Below are 18722 nucleotides of genomic sequence, written 5' to 3'. Positions count from 1 at the left end.
CGGCCCGGGCGCGGGCGGGCCGCCGTCGTGCGCGGGGCGTGCGGGGTCAGTCGTTGGACAGGCGGGCGACGTCCTGGAGGTCGTCGCCGCCGCGCAGGCGCTGCTCGCGCTCCGAGGCCGTCTTCGCGGACAGGCCGAAGATGTCGATGAACCCGCGGGCCGAGGACTGGTCGAACGAGTCGCCCTCGTCGTACGTGGCGAGGTTGAAGTCGTACAGGCCGGTCTCGGACCGGCGACCCTGCACCGTGGCACGGCCGCCGTGGAGCTCCAGGCGGATCTCACCGTTGACGTGCTCCTGGGTCGCGTCGATGAACGTGTCCAGGTTCCGCTTCAGCGGGGAGTACCACTGGCCGTCGTAGACCAGCTCGGTCCAACGCTGGTCCACATGCTTCTTGAAGCGCGCCTGTTCCCGCTCCAGGGTGACGTTCTCGAGCTCACGGTGGGCCGCGATCAGCGCCATGGCGCCCGGTGCCTCGTAGATCTCACGGGACTTGATGCCCACGAGGCGGTCCTCGACGATGTCGATCCGGCCCACGCCCTGGGCACCGGCCCGGCGGTTGAGCTCCTCGATGATCTCCAGCGGGCTCAGCGCGCGACCGTCGAGGGCCGTGGGGACGCCGCGCTCGAAGGCGATCGTGACCACGTCCGGCGCCGGCGGGAAGGCGGGGTCGTCCGTGTAGTCGTAGACGTCCTTCGTGGGGCCGTTCCAGATGTCCTCGAGGAAGCCGGTCTCGACGGCGCGGCCCCACACGTTCTGGTCGATCGAGAACGGGTTCTTCTTGGTGGTGACGATCGGCAGGTCGTTGCGCTCGGCGTACTCGATGGCCTTCTCACGGGTCAGGGCGAGGTCGCGCACCGGCGCGATGCACTTCAGGTCGGGGCCGAGGGTCTGGATGGAGACCTCGAAGCGGACCTGGTCGTTGCCCTTGCCGGTGCAGCCGTGCGCCACCGTCGAGGCGCCGAACTGGCGGGCCGCCGCGACCAGGTGGCGGGAGATCACCGGGCGCGAGATCGCGGAGACCAGCGGGTAGGCGTCCATGTAGAGGGCGTTGGCCTTGAGCGTGGGCATGCAGTACTGCTCGGCGAACTCGTCACGCGCGTCGGCGACGTAGGCCTCGACGGCGCCGCAGTCCAGGGCGCGCTGGCGGATCGTCTCGAGGGACTCGCCCCCCTGGCCCACGTCGACCGCGACGGCGACGACCTCGGCGCCCGTGGCCTCGGCGATCCAGCCGATGGCCACGGAGGTGTCCAGGCCGCCCGAGTAGGCAAGGATGATGCGTTCCTTCACGTTTTCTCCTCTTTATATAGGGGGGTCTCCGAGCGCGGCACGTGGCCGTCGGAGGCGTGCTCGGCGACGATCCTACCCGGGTCTTGAATAAATATGCAACTGACGGAATATCAGCTCCTGATGGATCCTGCGCAGCCCCTCTGCGCCCACCGCGGCGGCCACCCGCAACCATGGCCCCGCGCTCGAAGTTCGGGTCGAACGCGACGCCGGTCACGGCTTCGACCGTCGATCGTGACCTTCGCCCACGCCCCTGTGACGGAGGTTGTCCACACTGTCCAATCAGACGCCCTAAGATCCAATGCGGGCAGTGGCGTGCATTTCGTCCACGTACTCCCGCCTCAGGGAGCGATTCGTCACCTGATCTCAAATGTGAGACGGACGGGCAAGAATTCGTCGACCCATGATTTGACGCGAGGGGGGCTCCCGTCGTTGACTCTTCCGTAGCCGATTCGTGATCGAACCGTGATCTGACCGAGAGGTCGGGGACGGGGAGGCCACGACATCGAACCCCCTCCGACGGTCGCCCGCTGCTGGGTCGTCTCGAACCGACGGAGGGCATGACCCGACCAAGGAGAAGGACGACCCCGGTGTGCCTCGGCCACCGATCAGCGAGGACTCGCCATGGACACCATGACTCTCTTCACCACTTCCGCCACCCGCTCCCGCCGTGCCACCGCCTCGATCGTTGCGGGCATGACCCTCGCCGGCGCCGCCGCCGTGGGCTTCTCCGCCCTGGCCCAGGCCGCCACCGTGGACACCTGGGACCGCCTCGCCGAGTGCGAGTCCAACGGCACCTGGGACATCAACACCGGCAACGGCTTCTACGGCGGCGTGCAGTTCACCCTGTCCTCCTGGCAGGCCGTCGGCGGCGAGGGCTACCCGCACCAGGCCTCCAAGGCCGAGCAGATCAAGCGCGCCGAGATCCTCCAGGACCTGCAGGGCTGGGGCGCCTGGCCGCTGTGCTCGCAGAAGCTGGGCCTGACCCAGGCTGACGCGGACGCCGGTGACGTGGACGCCACCGAGGCCGCCCCGGTCGCCGTGGAGCGCACCGCCACCGTGCAGCGCCAGTCCGCCGCCGACGAGGCTGCTGCTGAGCAGGCCGCTGCTGAGCAGGCTGCTGCCGACCAGGCCGCCGCCGAGCGCTGGGCCGCCGAGCAGGCTGCTGCCGACCAGGCCGCCGCCGAGCGCTGGGCCGCCGAGCAGGCTGCTGCCGACCAGGCCGCCGCCGAGCGCTGGGCCGCCGAGCAGGCTGCTGCCGAGCAGGCCGCCGCCGACAAGGCCGCTGCCCAGCGTGCCGCCGCCGCGGAGAAGGCTGCCGCTCAGAAGGCTGCCGCCGCGGAGAAGGCTGCCGCTCAGAAGGCTGCCGCCGCGGAGAAGGCCGCCGCTCAGAAGGCTGCCGCCGCTGAGCAGGCCGCTGCCGCGGAGCAGGCCGTCGTCGCCGAGGCCGAGACCATCGTCGTCAAGTCCGGTGACTCCCTCTGGAAGCTCGCCAACGAGTACGAGGTGGAGGGTGGCTGGACCGCCCTCTACGAGGCCAACAAGGGCGCCGTCTCCGACGCCGCCGTGATCTACGTCGGCCAGGAGCTCGTCCTGCCGCAGGCCTGAGACGCCTGACCGGTCCCCCGGACCGGTACCACACGAGGAAGGCCCCCGCCGTCGGCGGGGGCCTTCCTCGTGCCTGGTGCCCGTCACCCGCGCGGGCGGGGCCGGACGGGTCGGTTAGCCCGCCAGACCCAGCAGGTGGGCCGCGACGGCCGGGGCGGACGTGGTCCCCGTGGTGATGAGGAGGATGGTGTCGTCGCCGGCGATCGTGCCCATCACGTGCTCCACGCGCGCCTGGTCGATCACGCTGGCCAGGAACTGCGCCGCGCCCGGGGGCGTGCGCAGGACCACGAGGTTCGCGGTGGGCTCGGCGGAGACGAGCAGCTCGCGGGCCATGCTCGCCAGGCGATTCAGCTGCGCGTCCGAGCCGCGGCCCGGCACGGCGGCGTCGTCGCCCTCCGCCGGAAGGGCGTAGACCATGCCGGCCGGCCCGCGCGTCCGCACCGCGCCGAGGTCCACCAGGTCCCGCGAGAGCGTGCCCTGGGTGACGGACAGCCCGCGATCGCCCAGGGCGTCCGAGAGTTCGGCCTGGGAGCGGATGCCCCGGGTGGCCAGGATCTCCCGGATCGCGGCCTGACGGGCGATCTTCGTCGTGGGGGCGGCCATCAGCGCGGCTCCTCGGCCAGGCCGGAGCGGTACAGCAGCCAGGCGATGAGCGCCTTCTGCGCGTGCAGCCGGTTCTCGGCCTCGTCGAACACCACGGACCGCGGCCCGTCGATCACCTCGGCCGTGACCTCGTAGCCCCGGTACGCGGGCAGGCAGTGCAGGAAGATCGCGTCGTCGGCCGCCCGCGCCATCGCGGCGGCGTCCACCTGGTAGTCCCGGAACAGCGCCAGGCGGGCCTCCTTCTCCTCCTCCTGGCCCATGGACACCCACGTGTCGGTCACGACGACGTCCGCGCCCGCCAGGGCCTCGGCCGCGTCCGTCGTGACGAGGACGGAACCGCCCGTCTCCGCCGCCCGCCGTCGGGCGGCGGCCACGACGTCCTCGGCAGGCAGGTGCCCCTCGGGGCCGGCGACCCGCACGTGCATGCCGGCCGTCGCGCAGCCGAGCAGATACGAGTGGGCCATGTTGTTCGCCGCGTCCCCCAGATACGTCAGAGTGCGGCCCGCCGTGCCGCCGAGGTGCTCGCGCACCGTCAGCAGGTCGGCGAGGATCTGACAGGGGTGGTAGTCGTCGCTGAGCGCATTGACCACGGGCACCGAGGAATGGGCGGCCATCTCCTCGAGACCGGCCTGCGCGAACGTGCGCCAGACGATGACGCCGACCATCCGCTCCAGCACGCGGGCCGTGTCCGCCACGGACTCCTTGTGGCCCAGCTGCGACTCCCCCGGGTTCACGATCAAGGGCGTCCCGCCGAGCTCGGCGATGCCGGCCGCGAACGAGACGCGGGTGCGCGTGGAGGTCTTGTCGAAGAACACGATGCCGGTCCGGGGCCCGGCCAGCGGGCGGTGCCGGAACCGGTCGGCCTTCATCTGCGCGGCGAGGTCGAGCACCTCGGCCTGCTCGGCCGGGGTGAGGTCCGTGTCCACCAGGAAGTGGCGGACGGCGGTGGCGGGGGTCATGGGCGGTCTCCTTCGGCGGGGGTCAGGGCGGCGGCCACGAGCCCGGGCAGGGCGGCGGCGAAGCGCTCGAGCTCGGCCACGGGCACGGTGAGCGGCGGGGCCAGGCGCAGGGTGGACGGGCCGGTGGCGTTGAGGATCCAGCCCGCCTCGAGGCCGGCGGCGACGACGGCGGGGGCCAGCCCGCCGGCCGGGACCGGTCCCGCGGGGTCGGCCAGGTCGACGCCGATCCACAGGCCGTGACCGCGCACCGCGGCCACCTCGGGCAGGTCCTCCAGCAGGGCGGCCACGGCCTCGCCCGCGGCGCGGACGTGGCCGAGCAGGCCCTCGTCCTCGACGGTCTGGAGCACGGCCAGGCCCGCGGCGGTGGCCAGGGGGTTGCCGCCGAACGTGGTGCCGTGCTGGCCGGCGGTGAGCAGCCTGGAGACGGCGGGGCCGACGCACACGAGCGCCCCGATCGGCACGCCGCCGCCCAGTCCCTTCGCCAGGGTGAAGGCGTCGGGCACCACCGGCTCTGCCGCACCGGTGACGGCCGGGTTCTGGAAGCCGAACCACGTGCCGGTGCGGCCCACGCCGGACTGCACCTCGTCGAGGATCATCAGGGCGCCGGCCTCGCGGGTCGCGGCCCGCACCTCGGCCAGGTAGCCGGCCGGCCAGCCGTGCACGCCGGCCTCGCCCTGGACCGGCTCGAGGATGACGGCGGCGACGGTGGCGCCGTCGTCGTCCGGGGCCAGGGCCGCCCGCAGGGCTGCGGCGTCCCCGCCCGGCACGTGCTCCACGCCGCCGGGCAGCGGCTCGAAGGGCGCCCGGTAGGCCTCCTTGTGCGTGAGCGCGAGGGCGCCCATCGTGCGGCCGTGGAAGGCCCGCTCGAGCGCGATCACCCGCGTCCGGCGGCCGGACGGGTCGTCCGCACCGTGGCGGCGGGCGAGCTTGAACGCGGCCTCGTTGGCCTCCGTGCCGGAGTTCGCGAAGAACACGGTGGAGCCCGCGGGCACGCCGGCCAGTTCCAGCAGGCGCTCGGCCAGGCGGATCTGCGGCTCGGACGTGAAGAGGTTGGACACGTGGCCGAGCGTGGCGATCTGCTCGGACACGGCCCGCACCAGCGCCGGGTGGCCGTGGCCGAGCGCATTCACGGCGATGCCGGCCAGCAGGTCCGTGTAGCGCCGGCCGTCGGCGTCCCACACGTGGACCCCCTCGCCGCGCACGAGCACGCGGGTGGGGCGGCCGAAGACGCCGGTCAGGGCGGCGTGGTAGCGCTCCAGCAGCGCGGACTGGTCGGTGCTCATGCGTCCTCCTCGGGGGTGGTCGGGGCGGTGGGTTCGGCGTCGGGCACCACCTGGGTGCCGACGCCCGCGGAGGTGAAGACCTCCAGCAGCATCGAGTGGGGGCGGCGGCCGTCCACGACGTGGGCGCGCTGCACGCCGGCGTCGACGGCCGCCAGGCACGCGGCCATCTTCGGGATCATCCCGGAGGCCAGGGAGGGCAGCAGCGCACGCAGCTGGGCGGCGGTGAGCGAGCTGATGAGGGAGTCCCGGTCCGGCCAGTCCGCGTAGAGGCCCTCGACGTCGGTGAGCAGCACGAGCTTCGCGGCGCCGAGGGCGGCGGCCAGGGCCGCGGCGGCGGTGTCCGCATTGACGTTGAGGACCTGCCCGGTGGGCTGGCCGTCGTCGTCGATCTCGGGGGCGACCGACGAGACCACGGGGATCCGCCCGGACTCGATCACGTCGAGGATCGCGGTCGGGTCGACGCCGGTGACCTCGCCCACGAGGCCGAGGTCCACCTCCTGCCCGTCCACGACGGCGCCCGTGCGGCGGGCGCGCAGCAGCCCCGCGTCCTCGCCGGAGAAGCCGACGGCGTACGGGCCGTGGGAGTTCACGAGGCCGACCAGCTCGCGGCCCACCTGTCCCGTGAGCACCATGCGGACCACGTCCATGGCCTCCTCGGTGGTCACGCGCAGGCCGCCGCGGAACTCGGACGCGATGCCGAGGCGGTCGAGCATCGCGTTGATCTGCGGGCCGCCGCCGTGCACCACCACGGGGTGGACCCCCACGTGGTGCAGGAACACGATGTCCTCGGCGAACGCCCGGCGCAGCTCCTCCGACACCATGGCGTTGCCGCCGTACTTGACGACCATGACGGTGCCGGCGAACCGCCGGATCCAGGGCAGGGCCTCGACGAGGACCTCCGCCTTGGACTCGGCGCGGTCGAGCCGGTCCGCGGTGGACAGGACGGGTGCGGCCGCCGTGGCCGGGTCGGTGTGCGGGCTCATGCTGGGGGTCCTCACGTGGAGTAGGCGGAGTTCTCGTGGACGTAGTCGTGCGTCAGGTCGTTGGTCCAGACCGTGGCCTCGGCGTCGCCGGCGTGCAGGTCGACCTCGACGAGCACCTCGCGGGCCGTCAGGTCCACGCGGGAGCGGTCCTCCCCCACACCGGAGGCGCGGCACACCTGGACGCCGTTGAAGCGCACGTCGAGGGCGTACGGGTCGAAGGCGGCGACCGACTCCGGGACCGTGCCGACGGCGGCGATCACGCGTCCCCAGTTCGGGTCCTGGCCGAAGATCGCGGTCTTGAACAGGTTGGAGCGGCCGACGGCGCGGGCGACGGCCTCGGCCGCCTCCTCGGTCTCGGCGTGGACCACGCGCACGGCGATGTCGTGCCGGGCGCCCTCGGCGTCGGCGACGAGCTGGCGGGACAGGTCCGCGCAGACCTCGTGGAGGGCCGCGGCGAACGCCTCGGGCTCGGGCGCGGTCCCGGACGCGCCCGAGGCCAGCAGGATCACGGTGTCGTTGGTGGACATGCACCCGTCCGAGTCGACCCGGTTGAAGGTGGCGCGCACGGCCTCGCGCAGGGCCGCGTCGAGGGCGGGGGCGGGGACGTCGGCGTCCGTGGTGATGACGCTGAGCATGGTGGCCATGCCGGGTGCCAGCATGCCCGCCCCCTTGGCCATGCCGCCCACGGTGAAGCCCGCGCCGCGGGCCACGGCGGTCTTGGCCACGGTGTCCGTGGTCTTGATCGCGACGGCGGCGTCCTCGCCGCCGTCCGGACTGAGGGCGGCGACCGCCTCGGACACGCCCGCGGTGAGGGTGTCCATCGGCAGGCGTTCGCCGATGAGGCCGGTCGAGCAGACGAGCACGTCGTCGGCGGCGGTCGCGAGGGCCGCGGCCGCGTGCTCGGCGGTGCGACGGGCGTCCGCGAGGCCCTCGGCGCCGGTGGCCGCGTTCGCCCCGCCGGAGTTCAGGACGACCGCGGTCGCGCGGCCGTCCCGCACGGCGCGGCGGGTCCAGACCACGGGGGCGGCCGCCACCCGGTTCTCGGTGAGGACGGCGGCCGCCGCGCGGCGCGGGCCCTCGTTGACGACGACGGCGACGTCGGGCGTGCCCGAGGCCTTCAGCCCCGCGGTGACGCCGGCCGCCCGGAACCCCTGTGCCGCGGTGACGCTCACGGTGCGACCCCCTGCTGTTCGAGCCCCGCCTGCTCCGGCAGGCCCAGGGCGATGTTCATGGACTGCACGGCGCCGCCGGCCGTGCCCTTGGTGAGGTTGTCGAGCGCCGCGCAGACGATCACGCGGCCGGCCCGCTCGTCCACGGCGAGCTGCAGCTGCACGTGGTTGGAGCCGAGGACCGCCTTCGTGGTGGGCCACTGGCCCTCGGGCAGCAGGTGCACGAAGCGTTCGCCGCCGTAGGCCTCGGCCCATGCGTCGCGCACGTCCGCGGCGGCGACGCCGGGACGCAGGCGCGCCGTGGCTGTCGCGAGGATGCCGCGCGACATCGGCGCGAGCGTGGGCGTGAAGGAGACGCGGACCGGCTCGCCGGCCGCCTGGGCCAGGCCCTGCTCGATCTCCGGGGTGTGCCGGTGCCCGCCGCCGACGCCGTACGGGCTCATCCCGCCCATGACCTCGGCGCCGAGCAGGTGCGGCTTCAGCGCCTTGCCCGCCCCGGAGGTGCCCGAGGCGGCGACGATCACCACGTCCTGCGGCTCGAGCAGCCCCGCGGCGAAGCCGGGCGCGAGGGCGAGGATCGAGGTGGTCGGGTAGCACCCGGGGACGGCGATGCGGCGGGTGCCGGCGAGTCGCTCGCGCTGACCGGGCAGCTCGGGCAGGCCGTAGGGCCAGGTCCCGGCGTGCGCGGTGCCGTAGAAGGCCTCCCAGTCCGCGGCGGACTCGAGGCGGTGGTCGGCGCCCGCGTCGATCACCAGGGTGTCCGGGGAGCGCTCGGCGATCTCGGCCGCGAGCGCCCCGGAGGCCCCGTGGGGCAGCGCGAGGATCACGACGTCGTGACCGGCGAGGACGTCCGCGGTGGTCTCGGCGAGGACGCGGTCCGCCAGGGCGTGCAGGTGCGGCTGGAGGGCGCCGAGGCGCTCCCCCGCGTTCGAGTGGGCCGTGATGGCTCCGACGGTAACGGACGGGTGGCCGGCGAGCAGGCGCAGGGCCTCTCCCCCGGCGTAGCCGCTGGCTCCGGAGACGGCGACGGTGTGGGTCATGGCCCCATCCTAGCGTAGATATGCCTTGCACGGAATATCTATGCGGTGCCTCGGGTCCCCCGGGACGGGCCGGATGTCCGGGCCCGCTCCTAGAGTGGGGCCATGACCACTGCGAACACCCCCGCCGTCCCCCGCACCCACCACGCCGTCGTCGTGTCCGCCACGGGCGGCCCCGAGGTCCTGCAGTGGACCGAGACGGAGGTGCCCTCTCCCGCACCGGGGCACGTGCTGGTGCGGACCGCCGCGGCGGGCCTGAACTTCATCGAGACGTACCAGCGCTCCGGGACCTACGCGATGGACCTGCCCTTCACCCCCGGCACGGAGGGCTCCGGCGAGGTCGTCGCGCTCGGCGAGGGCGTGGACGCCGCGCTCCTGGGGGCCCGTGTCGCCACCGCGACGGCCACCGGTGCGTACGCCGAGCACTTCACCGCCCCCGCGGATCGTCTCCTCGCCGTCCCGGAGGGCATCGACCTGGCCGAGGCCGCCGCCCTTCCGCTGCAGGGCATGACGGCCCACTACCTCTGCCGGTCCACCTTCCCGGTGGAGGAGGGCCACACGGTGGTCGTGACGGCCGGTGCCGGCGGCGTGGGGCTCCTGCTCACCCAGCTCGCGACGGCCCGCGGCGCCCGCGTGGTCACCACGGCGTCCACGGAGGAGAAGCGGGAGCTGTCCCGGGGCGCGGGCGCCGTCGCCGCGGTGGACTACCCGGACCTCGCCGCCACGGTGGCCGAGCTGACCGACGGCGAGGGCGCGCACGTCGTGTACGACGGCGTGGGGAAGGACACCTTCGACACCTCGCTCGAGGTGCTGCGCGTGCGCGGCACACTCGTGCTCTTCGGCGGGGCCTCCGGGCAGGTGCCCCCCTTCGACCTGCAGCGGCTCAACGCGGCCGGCTCGCTGTACGTCACCCGGCCCTCGCTGGTGCACTACACGCGCACGGGCGAGGAGACCCGCTGGCGTGGTGGAGAGGTGTTCGGGGCGTGGGCCTCCGGCGAGCTCGACGTACGGATCGGCGAGCGCTTCCCGCTGGCGGACGCGGCCGCCGCGCACGCCGCACTCGAGTCCCGGTCGACGACGGGCAAGGTGCTGCTCACCCTGTCCTGAGCCGGACCCGCCCGGTGCCTTCCAGGCGCCCCGCGCGGCCGCGGGCGGGGCATAGAATGTCCCGCTGCGGCTTGGTCCGCGTCCGACCCTCGGTTTGCCGCTCACACCCCCGGAGGCCCCTGTGTCCCTTTCGTCCGCCGCGCCCACCCCGCCCTCCGTCCCCCTCGACCCCGCGGGCGCGCCGCATCGGCCGCAGCTGCCCGGCTCCGAGCGCACCCCGCCCGCCCGGACGCTCGTGGAGCTCTTCGACGCCACGGCGCGCGAGCACCCGGACGCGACCGCCCTGGACGACGGCGTCGAGCCGCTGACGTACGCGGAGCTGCGGGAGCGCGTCGACGAGACCGCCCGCCACCTGTGGGCCGCCGGCGTGCGGGCGGGAGACCGGGTCGGCGTGCGGATCGCCTCGGGCACGGCCGCGCTGTACGTCTCGATCCTCGGCGTGCTCGCCGCCGGCGCGGCCTACGTCCCCGTGGACGCGGACGATCCGGAGGAGCGCGCCCGCCTCGTGTTCGGCGAGGCGAAGGTGGCCGGCGTCCTCACCGACGAGCGGGTCTACGCCCCGCACCCCGAGCACACCGCGGACCCGGCCGCGGAGGCCCGCGCCCCCGGGCTCGAGGACGACGCGTGGATCATCTTCACCTCTGGCTCGACGGGCACCCCCAAGGGCGTGGCGGTGAGCCACCGCTCGGCCGCGGCCTTCGTGGACGCCGAGGCGCGGATCTTCCTGGCGGACGATCCGCTCGCCCCGGGCGACCGCGTGCTGGCGGGACTGTCCGTCGCGTTCGACGCCTCGTGCGAGGAGATGTGGCTCGCCTGGCGTCACGGTGCGTGCCTGGTCCCGGCCCCCCGCTCGCTCGTGCGCTCCGGCATGGACCTCGGCCCGTGGCTCGCCGAGCGGCGCATCACCGCCGTGTCCACCGTGCCGACCCTCGCCGCGATGTGGCCCACCGAGGCCATGGACAACGTCCGGCTGCTGATCTTCGGCGGCGAGGCCTGCCCGCCCGAGCTCGCCGCGCGCCTGGCGGAGGACGGCCGCGAGGTCTGGAACACCTACGGCCCCACGGAGGCCACCGTCGTCGCGTGCGCGGCCCCGCTCACGGGTCTCGGCCCGGTCCGCATCGGCCTGCCCCTGGACGGCTGGGACCTGGCCGTCGTCGACCCGCAGACCACGCTGCCCGTGGCCGAGGGCGAGACGGGCGAGCTGATCATCGGCGGCGTCGGCCTGGCCCGCTACCTCGACCCGGCCAAGGACGCCGAGAAGTACGCCCCCATGCCCTCCCTCGGCTGGGAGCGTGCCTACCGCTCCGGTGACCTCGTGGTCTTCGAGCCGGAGGGCCTGCTGTTCGTCGGCCGCGCCGACGACCAGGTGAAGCTCGGCGGCCGCCGCATCGAGCTCGGCGAGGTGGACGCGGCCCTCCAGGCCCTGCCCGGCGTCCACGGCGGCGCCGCGGCCGTGCAGACCACCCCGGCGGGCCACCAGATCCTCGTCGGCTACCTCGTCCCCGCGGACCCCGAGGCCGAGCTCGACCTGCACATGGCCCGCGAGCACCTCGCGGCGGAGCTGCCGGCCGCACTCGTGCCCCGGCTGGCCGTCGTGGACTCCCTGCCCACGAAGACCTCCGGCAAGGTGGACCGCCACGCGCTGCCGTGGCCCCTGCCCGGCGCCGAGGTGGACGAGGACGCGCCCCAGCCGAACGAGGACACCGCCGACGGCTGGGTGCTGCGCCAGTGGGCGGACGTGCTCGGCGCGCCCCCCAAGGACGCCGACACCGACTTCTTCGAGGCCGGCGGCGGCTCGCTCGCCGCTGCCCAGCTCGTGGCCCGCCTGCGCCTGCGCCACCCGGCCGTGACCGTCCAGGACGTCTACCGCAACCCCACCGCCGGGGCCCTCGTGGCCGCCGTCGTGGGCGACGACGGCCCCCGCGGCATCGAGGTGCACGACCGGCACGTCGACCGCACCCGCCACCGCACCCAGTGGGTCCAGACCCTCGTGGGACTGCCCGTGTTCGTCCTGCCCGCCCTGCGCCTGGGCGTGTGGACCGGCCTGGCCCTGAACCTGCTGACGCTCTCCGGGCTCGCGCCCGGGCTGCCCACCGTGCCGTGGTGGGTGCTGATCGTGGCCGGTCTGCTGGTGGTGACCGTGCCCGGCCGCATGCTGCTCACCGCCGCGACGGCCCGGCTGCTGCTGCGCGGCGTGAGCCCCGGGTCCTACCCGCGCGGTGGCCGCGTCCACCTGCGCCTGTGGCTCGCCCAGCAGATCAGCGACCTCGTGGACCCCTACTCGCTGGCCGGCGCCACGTGGGTGCCCGCCTACGCGCGACTGCTGGGCAACCGGATCGGCAAGGACGTGGACATGCACACCGTGCCACCGGTCACCGGCATGCTCACGGTCGAGGAGGGCGCCGCGATCGAGCCTGAGGTGGACCTGTCCGGCTACTGGGTCGACGGCGACGTCGTCCGGCTCGGCGAGGTGCGCATCGGCGCGGACGCCGTCGTGGGCGCCCGCTCCACGCTCCTGCCGGGCGCCCAGGTCGGCGCCGGGGCGCACGTCGAGGCCGGGTCCACCGTCGCCGGGCGGGTGCGCGGCGGCCAGCGCCACGCCGGCTCCCCCGCCGTCAAGGTGGGCAAGGTGAAGTCCCGCGGCCCCGCCGAGGCGCCGCGGGAGACCCCGGGCTGGCGCCTGATGGCGACCGTCCTCTCGACCCTCATCTCCCTCCTTCCGCTCGTCTCCGCCGCCGCGGCGGCCGCGGTGGCCGCGTGGTCGCTGACCTGGTGGCCGCCGGCCCCGGAGGCGGGGCCGCTGGCCGCCGTCGGGACCACCGCGGCGCGCCTGCTGGCCGCAAGCCCCCTGGTGGCCGGCGTCTGGTTCCTGACCCAGATGCTGCTCGTGCTCGTCACCGTGCGCCTGCTCGCGCTCGGCATCACGGAGGGGCACCACCCCGTGCGCTCCCGGGTCGGCTGGCAGGTGTGGGCCACCGAGCGCGTCCTCGACGCCGCCCGCGACCAGCTGTTCCCGATCTACGCCTCCCGCTTCACGCCGACGTGGCTGCGCCTGCTGGGCGCCGAGGTGGGCCGCGGCGTCGAGGCCTCCACCGTGGTGCTCCTGCCCTGCATGACCCGCGTGGGCGACGGCGCGTTCCTCGCCGACGACACGATGGTCTCCTCCTACTCCCTCGACGGCGGGTGGATGCACGTGGCCCCCGCGAAGGTCGGCAAGCGCTCGTTCGTGGGCAACTCCGGCATGGTGCCCGGCGGCCGCACCCTGCGCCGCGACTCGCTCGTGGCGGTGCTGTCCACCACCCCGGCCAAGACCAAGGCGGGCACGTCCTGGATGGGCTCCCCGCCCGTGCGCCTGCGCCGCAACGAGGTCACCGCAGACGCCGCCCTCACCTACGACCCGCCGGCCCGACTCAAGGCCGCCCGCACCGCCTGGGAGCTGCTGCGCGCGATCCCGGTGTGGCTGCACGTGGCCCTGTCCCTCGCCGTCGGCGCGACGCTGGCCGCCCTCATCGCGGTCGGCACGTGGGCGCTGGCCTTCGTCCTGGGCGGCGTCGTCCTGCTCGCGGCCGGCGCGGTCGCGGCGAGCCTGACCGTGCTCGCCAAGCGGGTCTTCGTCGGCCGGATCCGCGCGGGCGAGCACCCGCTGTGGTCCTCGTTCATCTGGCGCAACGAGGTCGCGGACACCTTCACCGAGTTCCTCGCCGCCCCGTGGTTCAGCCGGGCCGCGGCCGGCACCCCCGCCCTGGTCTGGTTCCTGCGCGCGATGGGCGCCCGCATCGGCCACGGCGCCTGGGTCGAGTCCTACTGGCTGCCCGAGGCCGACCTCGTGGAGCTCGGCGACGGCGCCACCGTGAACCGCGGCTGCGTCGTCCAGACCCACCTGTTCCACGACCGCGTGATGTCCCTGGACGCCGTCGTCCTGGAGGACGGCGCCACCCTCGGCCCCCACTCCGTGGTGCTGCCCGCCGCCCGCCTGGGCCGCGGCACCACCGTCGGTGCCGGGTCCCTCGTGATGCGCGGCGAGGAGCTGCCCGCCGGCACGTGGTGGCTCGGCAACCCGGTCTCCCCGTGGCGTCGTCCCGACGGCGACCCCGCCGCCGCGGCCACCCCCTCCCGAGAGGAAGCATGAGCACCGATCCCTACGTCCCGGGCGTCGGCACCGACGCCGCCACCGTCGAGCACATCGCACTGGACCTCGACGTGCGCCTGGCCGCGAACCGGGTCTCCGGCACCGCCGTCCTGCGCGTGCGCCTGACGAAGCAGAGCCGCCGCATCGAGCTGGACCTGTACCGGCTGCGCGTGTCCCGGGTGGACGCCGTCGTCGACGGCCGCGCCGTCGCCTCCTCGTTCACCCAGCCGGGCCGCGCCCCGAGCCGCCTCGTCGTCGACCTGGACGAGAGCCGGCCGGAGGGCACGCTCGTGGAGCTGACCGTGGTCTACGCGGGCACGCCCACGCTGCGGCGCAGCCCGTGGGGCACGATCGGCTGGGAGGAGCTCACGGACGGCGTGCTCGTGGCCGGGCAGCCCCACGGCGCCTCCACGTGGCTGCCGTGCGTGGACTCCCCCACCTCCCGCTCGACGGCGGAGATCACCCTCACCTGCGACGCGGGCTACCTGCCCGTCGCCAACGGCGTGGGCGCGCCCGTGCGCACGCGCGGCTCGCGGGTCACGTGGCGGTGGCGGCTCGACCAGCCCGTGCCCGCCTACCTGCTCAGCGTGCAGATCGGCCGCTACCGGCTCGTGGACGCCGCCCCTCCCGCCGAGGGCCTGCCGCCGCTGCGCCTCGTGGTCTCCCCGCGGACCGAGCAGCGGGCCCTCCGGGCCCTTGCCCCCCAGCCGGCCATGATGGCCACGTTCATCGACGCCTACGGGCCATACCCATTCGAGGACTACACCGCGGTCGTGGCCGACGAGGAGCTCGAGATCCCGCTCGAGGCCGCGAGCATGTCGCTGTTCGGCACCAACCACCTGGACGGCTCGTGGGAGTCCGAGCGGCTGATCGCCCACGAGATGTCCCACCAGTGGTTCGGCAACGCCGTGACCCTGGGCCGCTGGTCCGACCTGTGGCTGCACGAGGGCTTCGCCTGCTGGTCCGAGTGGCTGTGGGCCGAGGCCTCGGGGCGGTCCAGCATCACCTCGATGGCGCGGCGGGCCTGGCAGAAGCTGGCCGCGCACCCGGTGGAGCAGGCGCTGGCCGAGCCCGGGCCGGAGGAGATGTTCGAGGACTGGGTGTACAAGCGCGGCGCGCTCACCGTGGAGGCGCTGCGGCACCTGCTGGGCACGGACCTCTTCGGCTCCATGCTGCGCGCCTGGGTGCGGGAGCACCGGTTCGGCACCGTCGACTCCCTGGGGCTGCGCACGCACGTGCACGCGTGGGCCCCGCACGCCGGGGTGAGCCGAGCGCAGGTGGACGAGCTCTTCGACGCGTGGACGCTGCGGCCCGAGCTGCCGCCGTTCCCGGGCTGAGGCGCCCGCGCGGTCGACTCAGCGGCCCCGCAGCGCCAGCGCCCCGAGGAGACCGCCCGGCAGCCGGTCGGTGAGGTCCACCAGCACGACGTCGGCCGGCACGGTCAGTGCGTCGACGGCGGCGGGGTCGCCCGTGAAGCCGGTGCCGGCGGCCTTCACGAGCGCCTCCTTCCGCGTCCACAGCCGGGCCCGCGCGGCGGGCCTCTCGGGGGCGGGAAGCTCCCGCACCCGGGCGCGCTCCGCCGTCGAGAAGCCCACCCCGCCCAGGCCGTCCTCGTCCGCGAAGGCCGCGGCGTCCGCCCGCTCGACGTCCACCCCGAGGCCGAGCCCGTCGGCGGGCCGTGCCGGCGCCCACCACGCCCCGATCCGAGCCCGGTCCTCAGTGCCGGGCATCCGGACGCGCGTGAACGAGACGAGGGCGACCCGGCCGGGGGGCAGGCCGGTCAGCGCGGGGACGCCGTGCGCGGCCGAGCCGCAGCGCGGGCAGGCGTGCCGGAGCCCGAGCGGCCCCACCGGCACGCCCCAGGCCGCCGTCAGGGCGGTGCGCACCTGACCGAGCAGCGCGGAGACGGCGTCGGCCGCCCCCGCCGAGGCGGGGACGGCCGAGGTCAGGCCCCACGGGCCGGTCGCGACGGACACGGTCAGCGCTGGACCGCCCCGTGCCGCTGCGCCGCGAGCGCGGTGGCCGCGGCGCGGGCCTCGGAGACCTCCTCCGCGGTGAGCGTGCGGTCAGGGGCGCGGAAGCGCAGGGAGAACGCGAGGGACTTCCGCCCCTCCGGCACGCCCGCGCCCCGGTAGACGTCGAACAGCTCGACGGCCTCGAGCAGCTCCCCGGCACCCTCGGCGAGGGTCGCGCGCACGTCCCCGGCCACGACGGCCTCGTCCACCACGAGCGCCACGTCCTGCGTGCTCACGGGGAACGTGGACAGCGGTGCGGCGACCACGATCTCGGGGGCCGCGGCGCACAGCGCGTCCAGGTCCAGCTCCCACACGCTCGTGCGGGCGGGCAGGTCCTCGGCCTCGAGCCACTGCGGGTGCAGCTCGCCGGCGACGCCCACCACCCGGTCCCCGTGCTCGGTCACGACGACGAGCTCGGCCACCCGGCCCGGGTGGAACGCGTGGTGCCGGCCCTGCCGGACGGTCAGCTCGACGCCGAGGACGTCGGCCACGTCGAGGGCCCCGGCGATCGCGTCCTGCCAGTCCACCGGGCGGGGGTCGTGGTCCGGCCCGGGCGCCGAGTCGTGCCCGGCGTACAGACCGGCCACGTGCCACGGCTGAGCGGGGATGCCGGCCTCGAGGTCGGCGAGGACCTCGGCGGAGGGGTGGACCGCGCGCGGGGGGATCGTCGCCGAGCCCAGCTGCGCGCCGGGCAGGAAGACCAGCCCCATCTCGTACAGCGCCAGATCGCGGAAGCCGCGTCCGAGGTTGCGGCGCGCGGTCTCGACGAGGCCCGGCAGCAGCGACAGGCGCAGGTACCGGTACTGGGAGGCGATCGGATTGGCCAGGGCCACCATCGCCAGGGCCTGGCCCTGCGCGTCCGAGTCCGCCCCGAAACGCCGGTTCTGCTCCTCGGAGACGAACGGGTAGGCCAGCACCTCGGTGAGTCCCGCGGCCGCGAGCGCGGCCGACACGCGGCGACGCTGGGCCTGGCGGCGGGTGAAGCCGCGGCCCGGCGGGGCCACGGGCACCACGGAGGGGATCGCGTCGTAGCCGCGCAGGCGCGCGACCTCCTCGGCGAGGTCCTCGGGGATGCGCAGGTCCGTGCGCCACGACGGCGCGGTCACGGTCAGCCGCGGGGCGACGTCGGCGGCGGCCTCGGCGACGGTCACCTCGGCCCCCAGGGCCCGCAGCGTCACCACGACCTCGTCGGTCGTGTACGCCACGCCCACCAGGGCGGAGGGGAAGTCGGCGGCCATCTCGACGACGGCCGGCTGCGGCCGCGTCCCGACGTCGGTGACCCCGGGCTCGGCGGTGCCGCCGGCGAGCTCGACGAGCATCTGGACGGCCCGCTCGGCCGCCTCGTCGGCGATCTCCCAGTCGACGCCGCGCTCGTTGCGCTTCGACGCCTCCGAGGGCAGGCGGTGCCGGCGCCGCGTACGGGCGATCGACACGGGGTCGAAGTTCGCGGACTCGACCACGATCGTGGTGGTGGCGTCCGTGACCTCGGTGGCGGCCCCGCCCATGACGCCCGCCAGGCCGATGGGGCCGGAGTCGTCCGTGATGAGCAGGTCCTCCGCGTCGAGCTCGCGCTCCTTGCCGTCGAGGGTGGTCAGGGTCTCTCCGGCCCGCGCGCGGCGCACCACGATCTCGCCGGAGAGCGTGTCCGCGTCGTAGAAGTGCAGGGGCTGGCCCAGCTCCCACATGACGTAGTTGGAGATGTCCACCGGCAGGGAGATGGTGCGGATGCCGGCCAGGCGCAGGCGCGCGGCCAGCCACGGCGGGGTCGGGCGGGTCGCGTCCACGCCGGAGACCGTGCGGACCACGAACCGGGTGGCCCCGGGCTCGCCGTGGATCGGCGCGTCGTCGTCGATGCGGACGGCCGGGCCGGCGTCGTCGGCCGCGGGCGGGTGGACGGCGGCGGCCGGGTCCGTGAAGGGCACGCCGGTGGCGTGCGCGTACTCGCGCGCGACGCCGCGCATCGAGAACGCGTAGCCGCGGTCGGGCGTCACGTTGATCTCGGCGGCCTCGCCGTGCAGGTCCAGGACGTCCCGGGCGTCGGTGCCCGGCTCGGGGTCGAGCCCGAGGTCGCCGAGCACGATGATCCCGTCCGTGCCGTCGTCGCCCATGCCCAGCTCCGTGCTGGAGGCGATCATGCCGGCCGAGACGTGGCCGTAGGTCTTGCGGGGGCTGATGCGGAAGTCGCCGGGCAGCACCGCGCCGGGCAGGGCCACGACGACCTTGTCCCCGACCTCGAAGTTGTGGGCGCCGCACACGATGCCCTGCACGCCGGAGGGCTCGATCCCCTCGCCGGTGAGCGGCTGGGCGGCGCCCTCGGGCACCACGCGCACGGAGCACCAGTTGATGGTCTTGCCGTTCTTCTGCGGCTCGGGCTCCTTGGAGAGCACCTGCCCGACGACGATCGGGCCCTGCAGCTCGGCAGCCGGACGGTGGACGTCCTCCTCCTCGAGGCCGACGCGGACGAGGTCGGCCATCACGTCCTCGGCACGGTGCTCCGCGGGCACGGGGACGAACTCCCGCAGCCAGTCCAGGGGGATGCGCATG

At 74.9% G+C, this 18722-nt stretch carries 13 protein-coding genes; 4 read left to right on the top strand and 9 right to left on the bottom strand.

What is annotated here, in order from left to right; translation table 11 throughout:
- Window positions 1-46: 46 nt before the first annotated feature.
- Window positions 47-1288: an argininosuccinate synthase gene (locus tag OVA32_RS06035; RefSeq protein WP_041104698.1), complete on the bottom strand. Its 1242-nt coding sequence runs from the start codon at window positions 1286-1288 to the stop codon at window positions 47-49.
- A 621-nt stretch (window positions 1289-1909) separates the two neighbouring features.
- On the opposite strand from OVA32_RS06035, the gene rpf reads away from it, so the two are divergent.
- Window positions 1910-2893 (top strand): resuscitation-promoting factor Rpf, encoded by a 984-nt coding sequence (gene rpf, locus OVA32_RS06030; protein WP_135019469.1) that lies wholly within the window; start codon window positions 1910-1912, stop codon window positions 2891-2893.
- 114 nt (window positions 2894-3007) lie between these two features.
- On the opposite strand, the gene argR is transcribed toward rpf, so the two are convergent.
- Genes argR through argC form a run of 6 tightly spaced genes read right to left on the bottom strand, consistent with a single transcriptional unit; the run spans window position 3008 to window position 8930 of the window.
- Window positions 3008-3496 (bottom strand): arginine repressor, encoded by a 489-nt coding sequence (argR, locus tag OVA32_RS06025; RefSeq protein ID WP_036337506.1) that lies wholly within the window; start codon window positions 3494-3496, stop codon window positions 3008-3010.
- Entirely contained in the window at window positions 3496-4455 is a 960-nt protein-coding gene (gene argF / locus OVA32_RS06020; protein WP_041104176.1) for an ornithine carbamoyltransferase, read from the bottom strand. Before argF ends, argR begins: the two co-directional genes overlap by 1 nt.
- Window positions 4452-5738: an acetylornithine transaminase gene (locus OVA32_RS06015; RefSeq protein ID WP_041104178.1), complete on the bottom strand. Its 1287-nt coding sequence runs from the start codon at window positions 5736-5738 to the stop codon at window positions 4452-4454. The genes argF and OVA32_RS06015 overlap by 4 nt, the downstream gene beginning before the upstream one ends.
- Window positions 5735-6721 (bottom strand): acetylglutamate kinase, encoded by a 987-nt coding sequence (gene argB / locus OVA32_RS06010; RefSeq protein WP_196296765.1) that lies wholly within the window; start codon window positions 6719-6721, stop codon window positions 5735-5737. The genes OVA32_RS06015 and argB overlap by 4 nt, the downstream gene beginning before the upstream one ends.
- Before the next feature lie 11 nt (window positions 6722-6732).
- Window positions 6733-7893, bottom strand: a complete 1161-nt coding sequence (argJ, locus tag OVA32_RS06005; RefSeq protein WP_041104181.1) for a bifunctional glutamate N-acetyltransferase/amino-acid acetyltransferase ArgJ — start codon at window positions 7891-7893, stop codon at window positions 6733-6735.
- Window positions 7890-8930 carry an N-acetyl-gamma-glutamyl-phosphate reductase gene (gene argC / locus OVA32_RS06000; protein ID WP_267713579.1) on the bottom strand — a complete coding sequence of 347 codons (1041 nt, stop codon included), beginning with the start codon at window positions 8928-8930 and terminating at the stop codon, window positions 7890-7892. The genes argJ and argC overlap by 4 nt, the downstream gene beginning before the upstream one ends.
- 102 nt (window positions 8931-9032) lie before the next feature.
- On the opposite strand from argC, the gene OVA32_RS05995 reads away from it, so the two are divergent.
- The 3 genes from OVA32_RS05995 to OVA32_RS05985 all read left to right on the top strand — a co-directional run bounded on the left by OVA32_RS05995 (window position 9033) and on the right by OVA32_RS05985 (window position 15500).
- Window positions 9033-10034: a quinone oxidoreductase family protein gene (locus tag OVA32_RS05995; RefSeq protein ID WP_036315656.1), complete on the top strand. Its 1002-nt coding sequence runs from the start codon at window positions 9033-9035 to the stop codon at window positions 10032-10034.
- A gap of 121 nt (window positions 10035-10155) precedes the next feature.
- Window positions 10156-14163: a Pls/PosA family non-ribosomal peptide synthetase gene (locus OVA32_RS05990; RefSeq protein WP_041104187.1), complete on the top strand. Its 4008-nt coding sequence runs from the start codon at window positions 10156-10158 to the stop codon at window positions 14161-14163.
- Window positions 14160-15500 (top strand): M1 family metallopeptidase, encoded by a 1341-nt coding sequence (locus tag OVA32_RS05985; RefSeq protein WP_036337490.1) that lies wholly within the window; start codon window positions 14160-14162, stop codon window positions 15498-15500. The genes OVA32_RS05990 and OVA32_RS05985 overlap by 4 nt, the downstream gene beginning before the upstream one ends.
- Window positions 15501-15518: 18 nt before the next feature.
- On the opposite strand, the gene OVA32_RS05980 is transcribed toward OVA32_RS05985, so the two are convergent.
- Together OVA32_RS05980 and pheT are read right to left on the bottom strand one after the other, a co-directional pair.
- Entirely contained in the window at window positions 15519-16139 is a 621-nt protein-coding gene (locus OVA32_RS05980) for a 4'-phosphopantetheinyl transferase family protein (protein WP_036337488.1), read from the bottom strand.
- 2 nt (window positions 16140-16141) lie between these two features.
- A complete protein-coding gene (pheT, locus tag OVA32_RS05975; protein ID WP_267713573.1) occupies window positions 16142-18721 on the bottom strand; it encodes a phenylalanine--tRNA ligase subunit beta in 2580 nt (859 codons plus the stop codon).
- Window position 18722: the final 1 nt, after the last annotated feature.

The sequence above is a fragment of the Micrococcus sp. SL257 genome, from assembly GCF_026625585.1.
In the GTDB taxonomy this organism is placed as follows: Bacteria; Actinomycetota; Actinomycetes; order Actinomycetales; family Micrococcaceae; genus Micrococcus; species Micrococcus luteus.
This window is presented reverse-complemented; position numbering and strand designations above follow the sequence as displayed.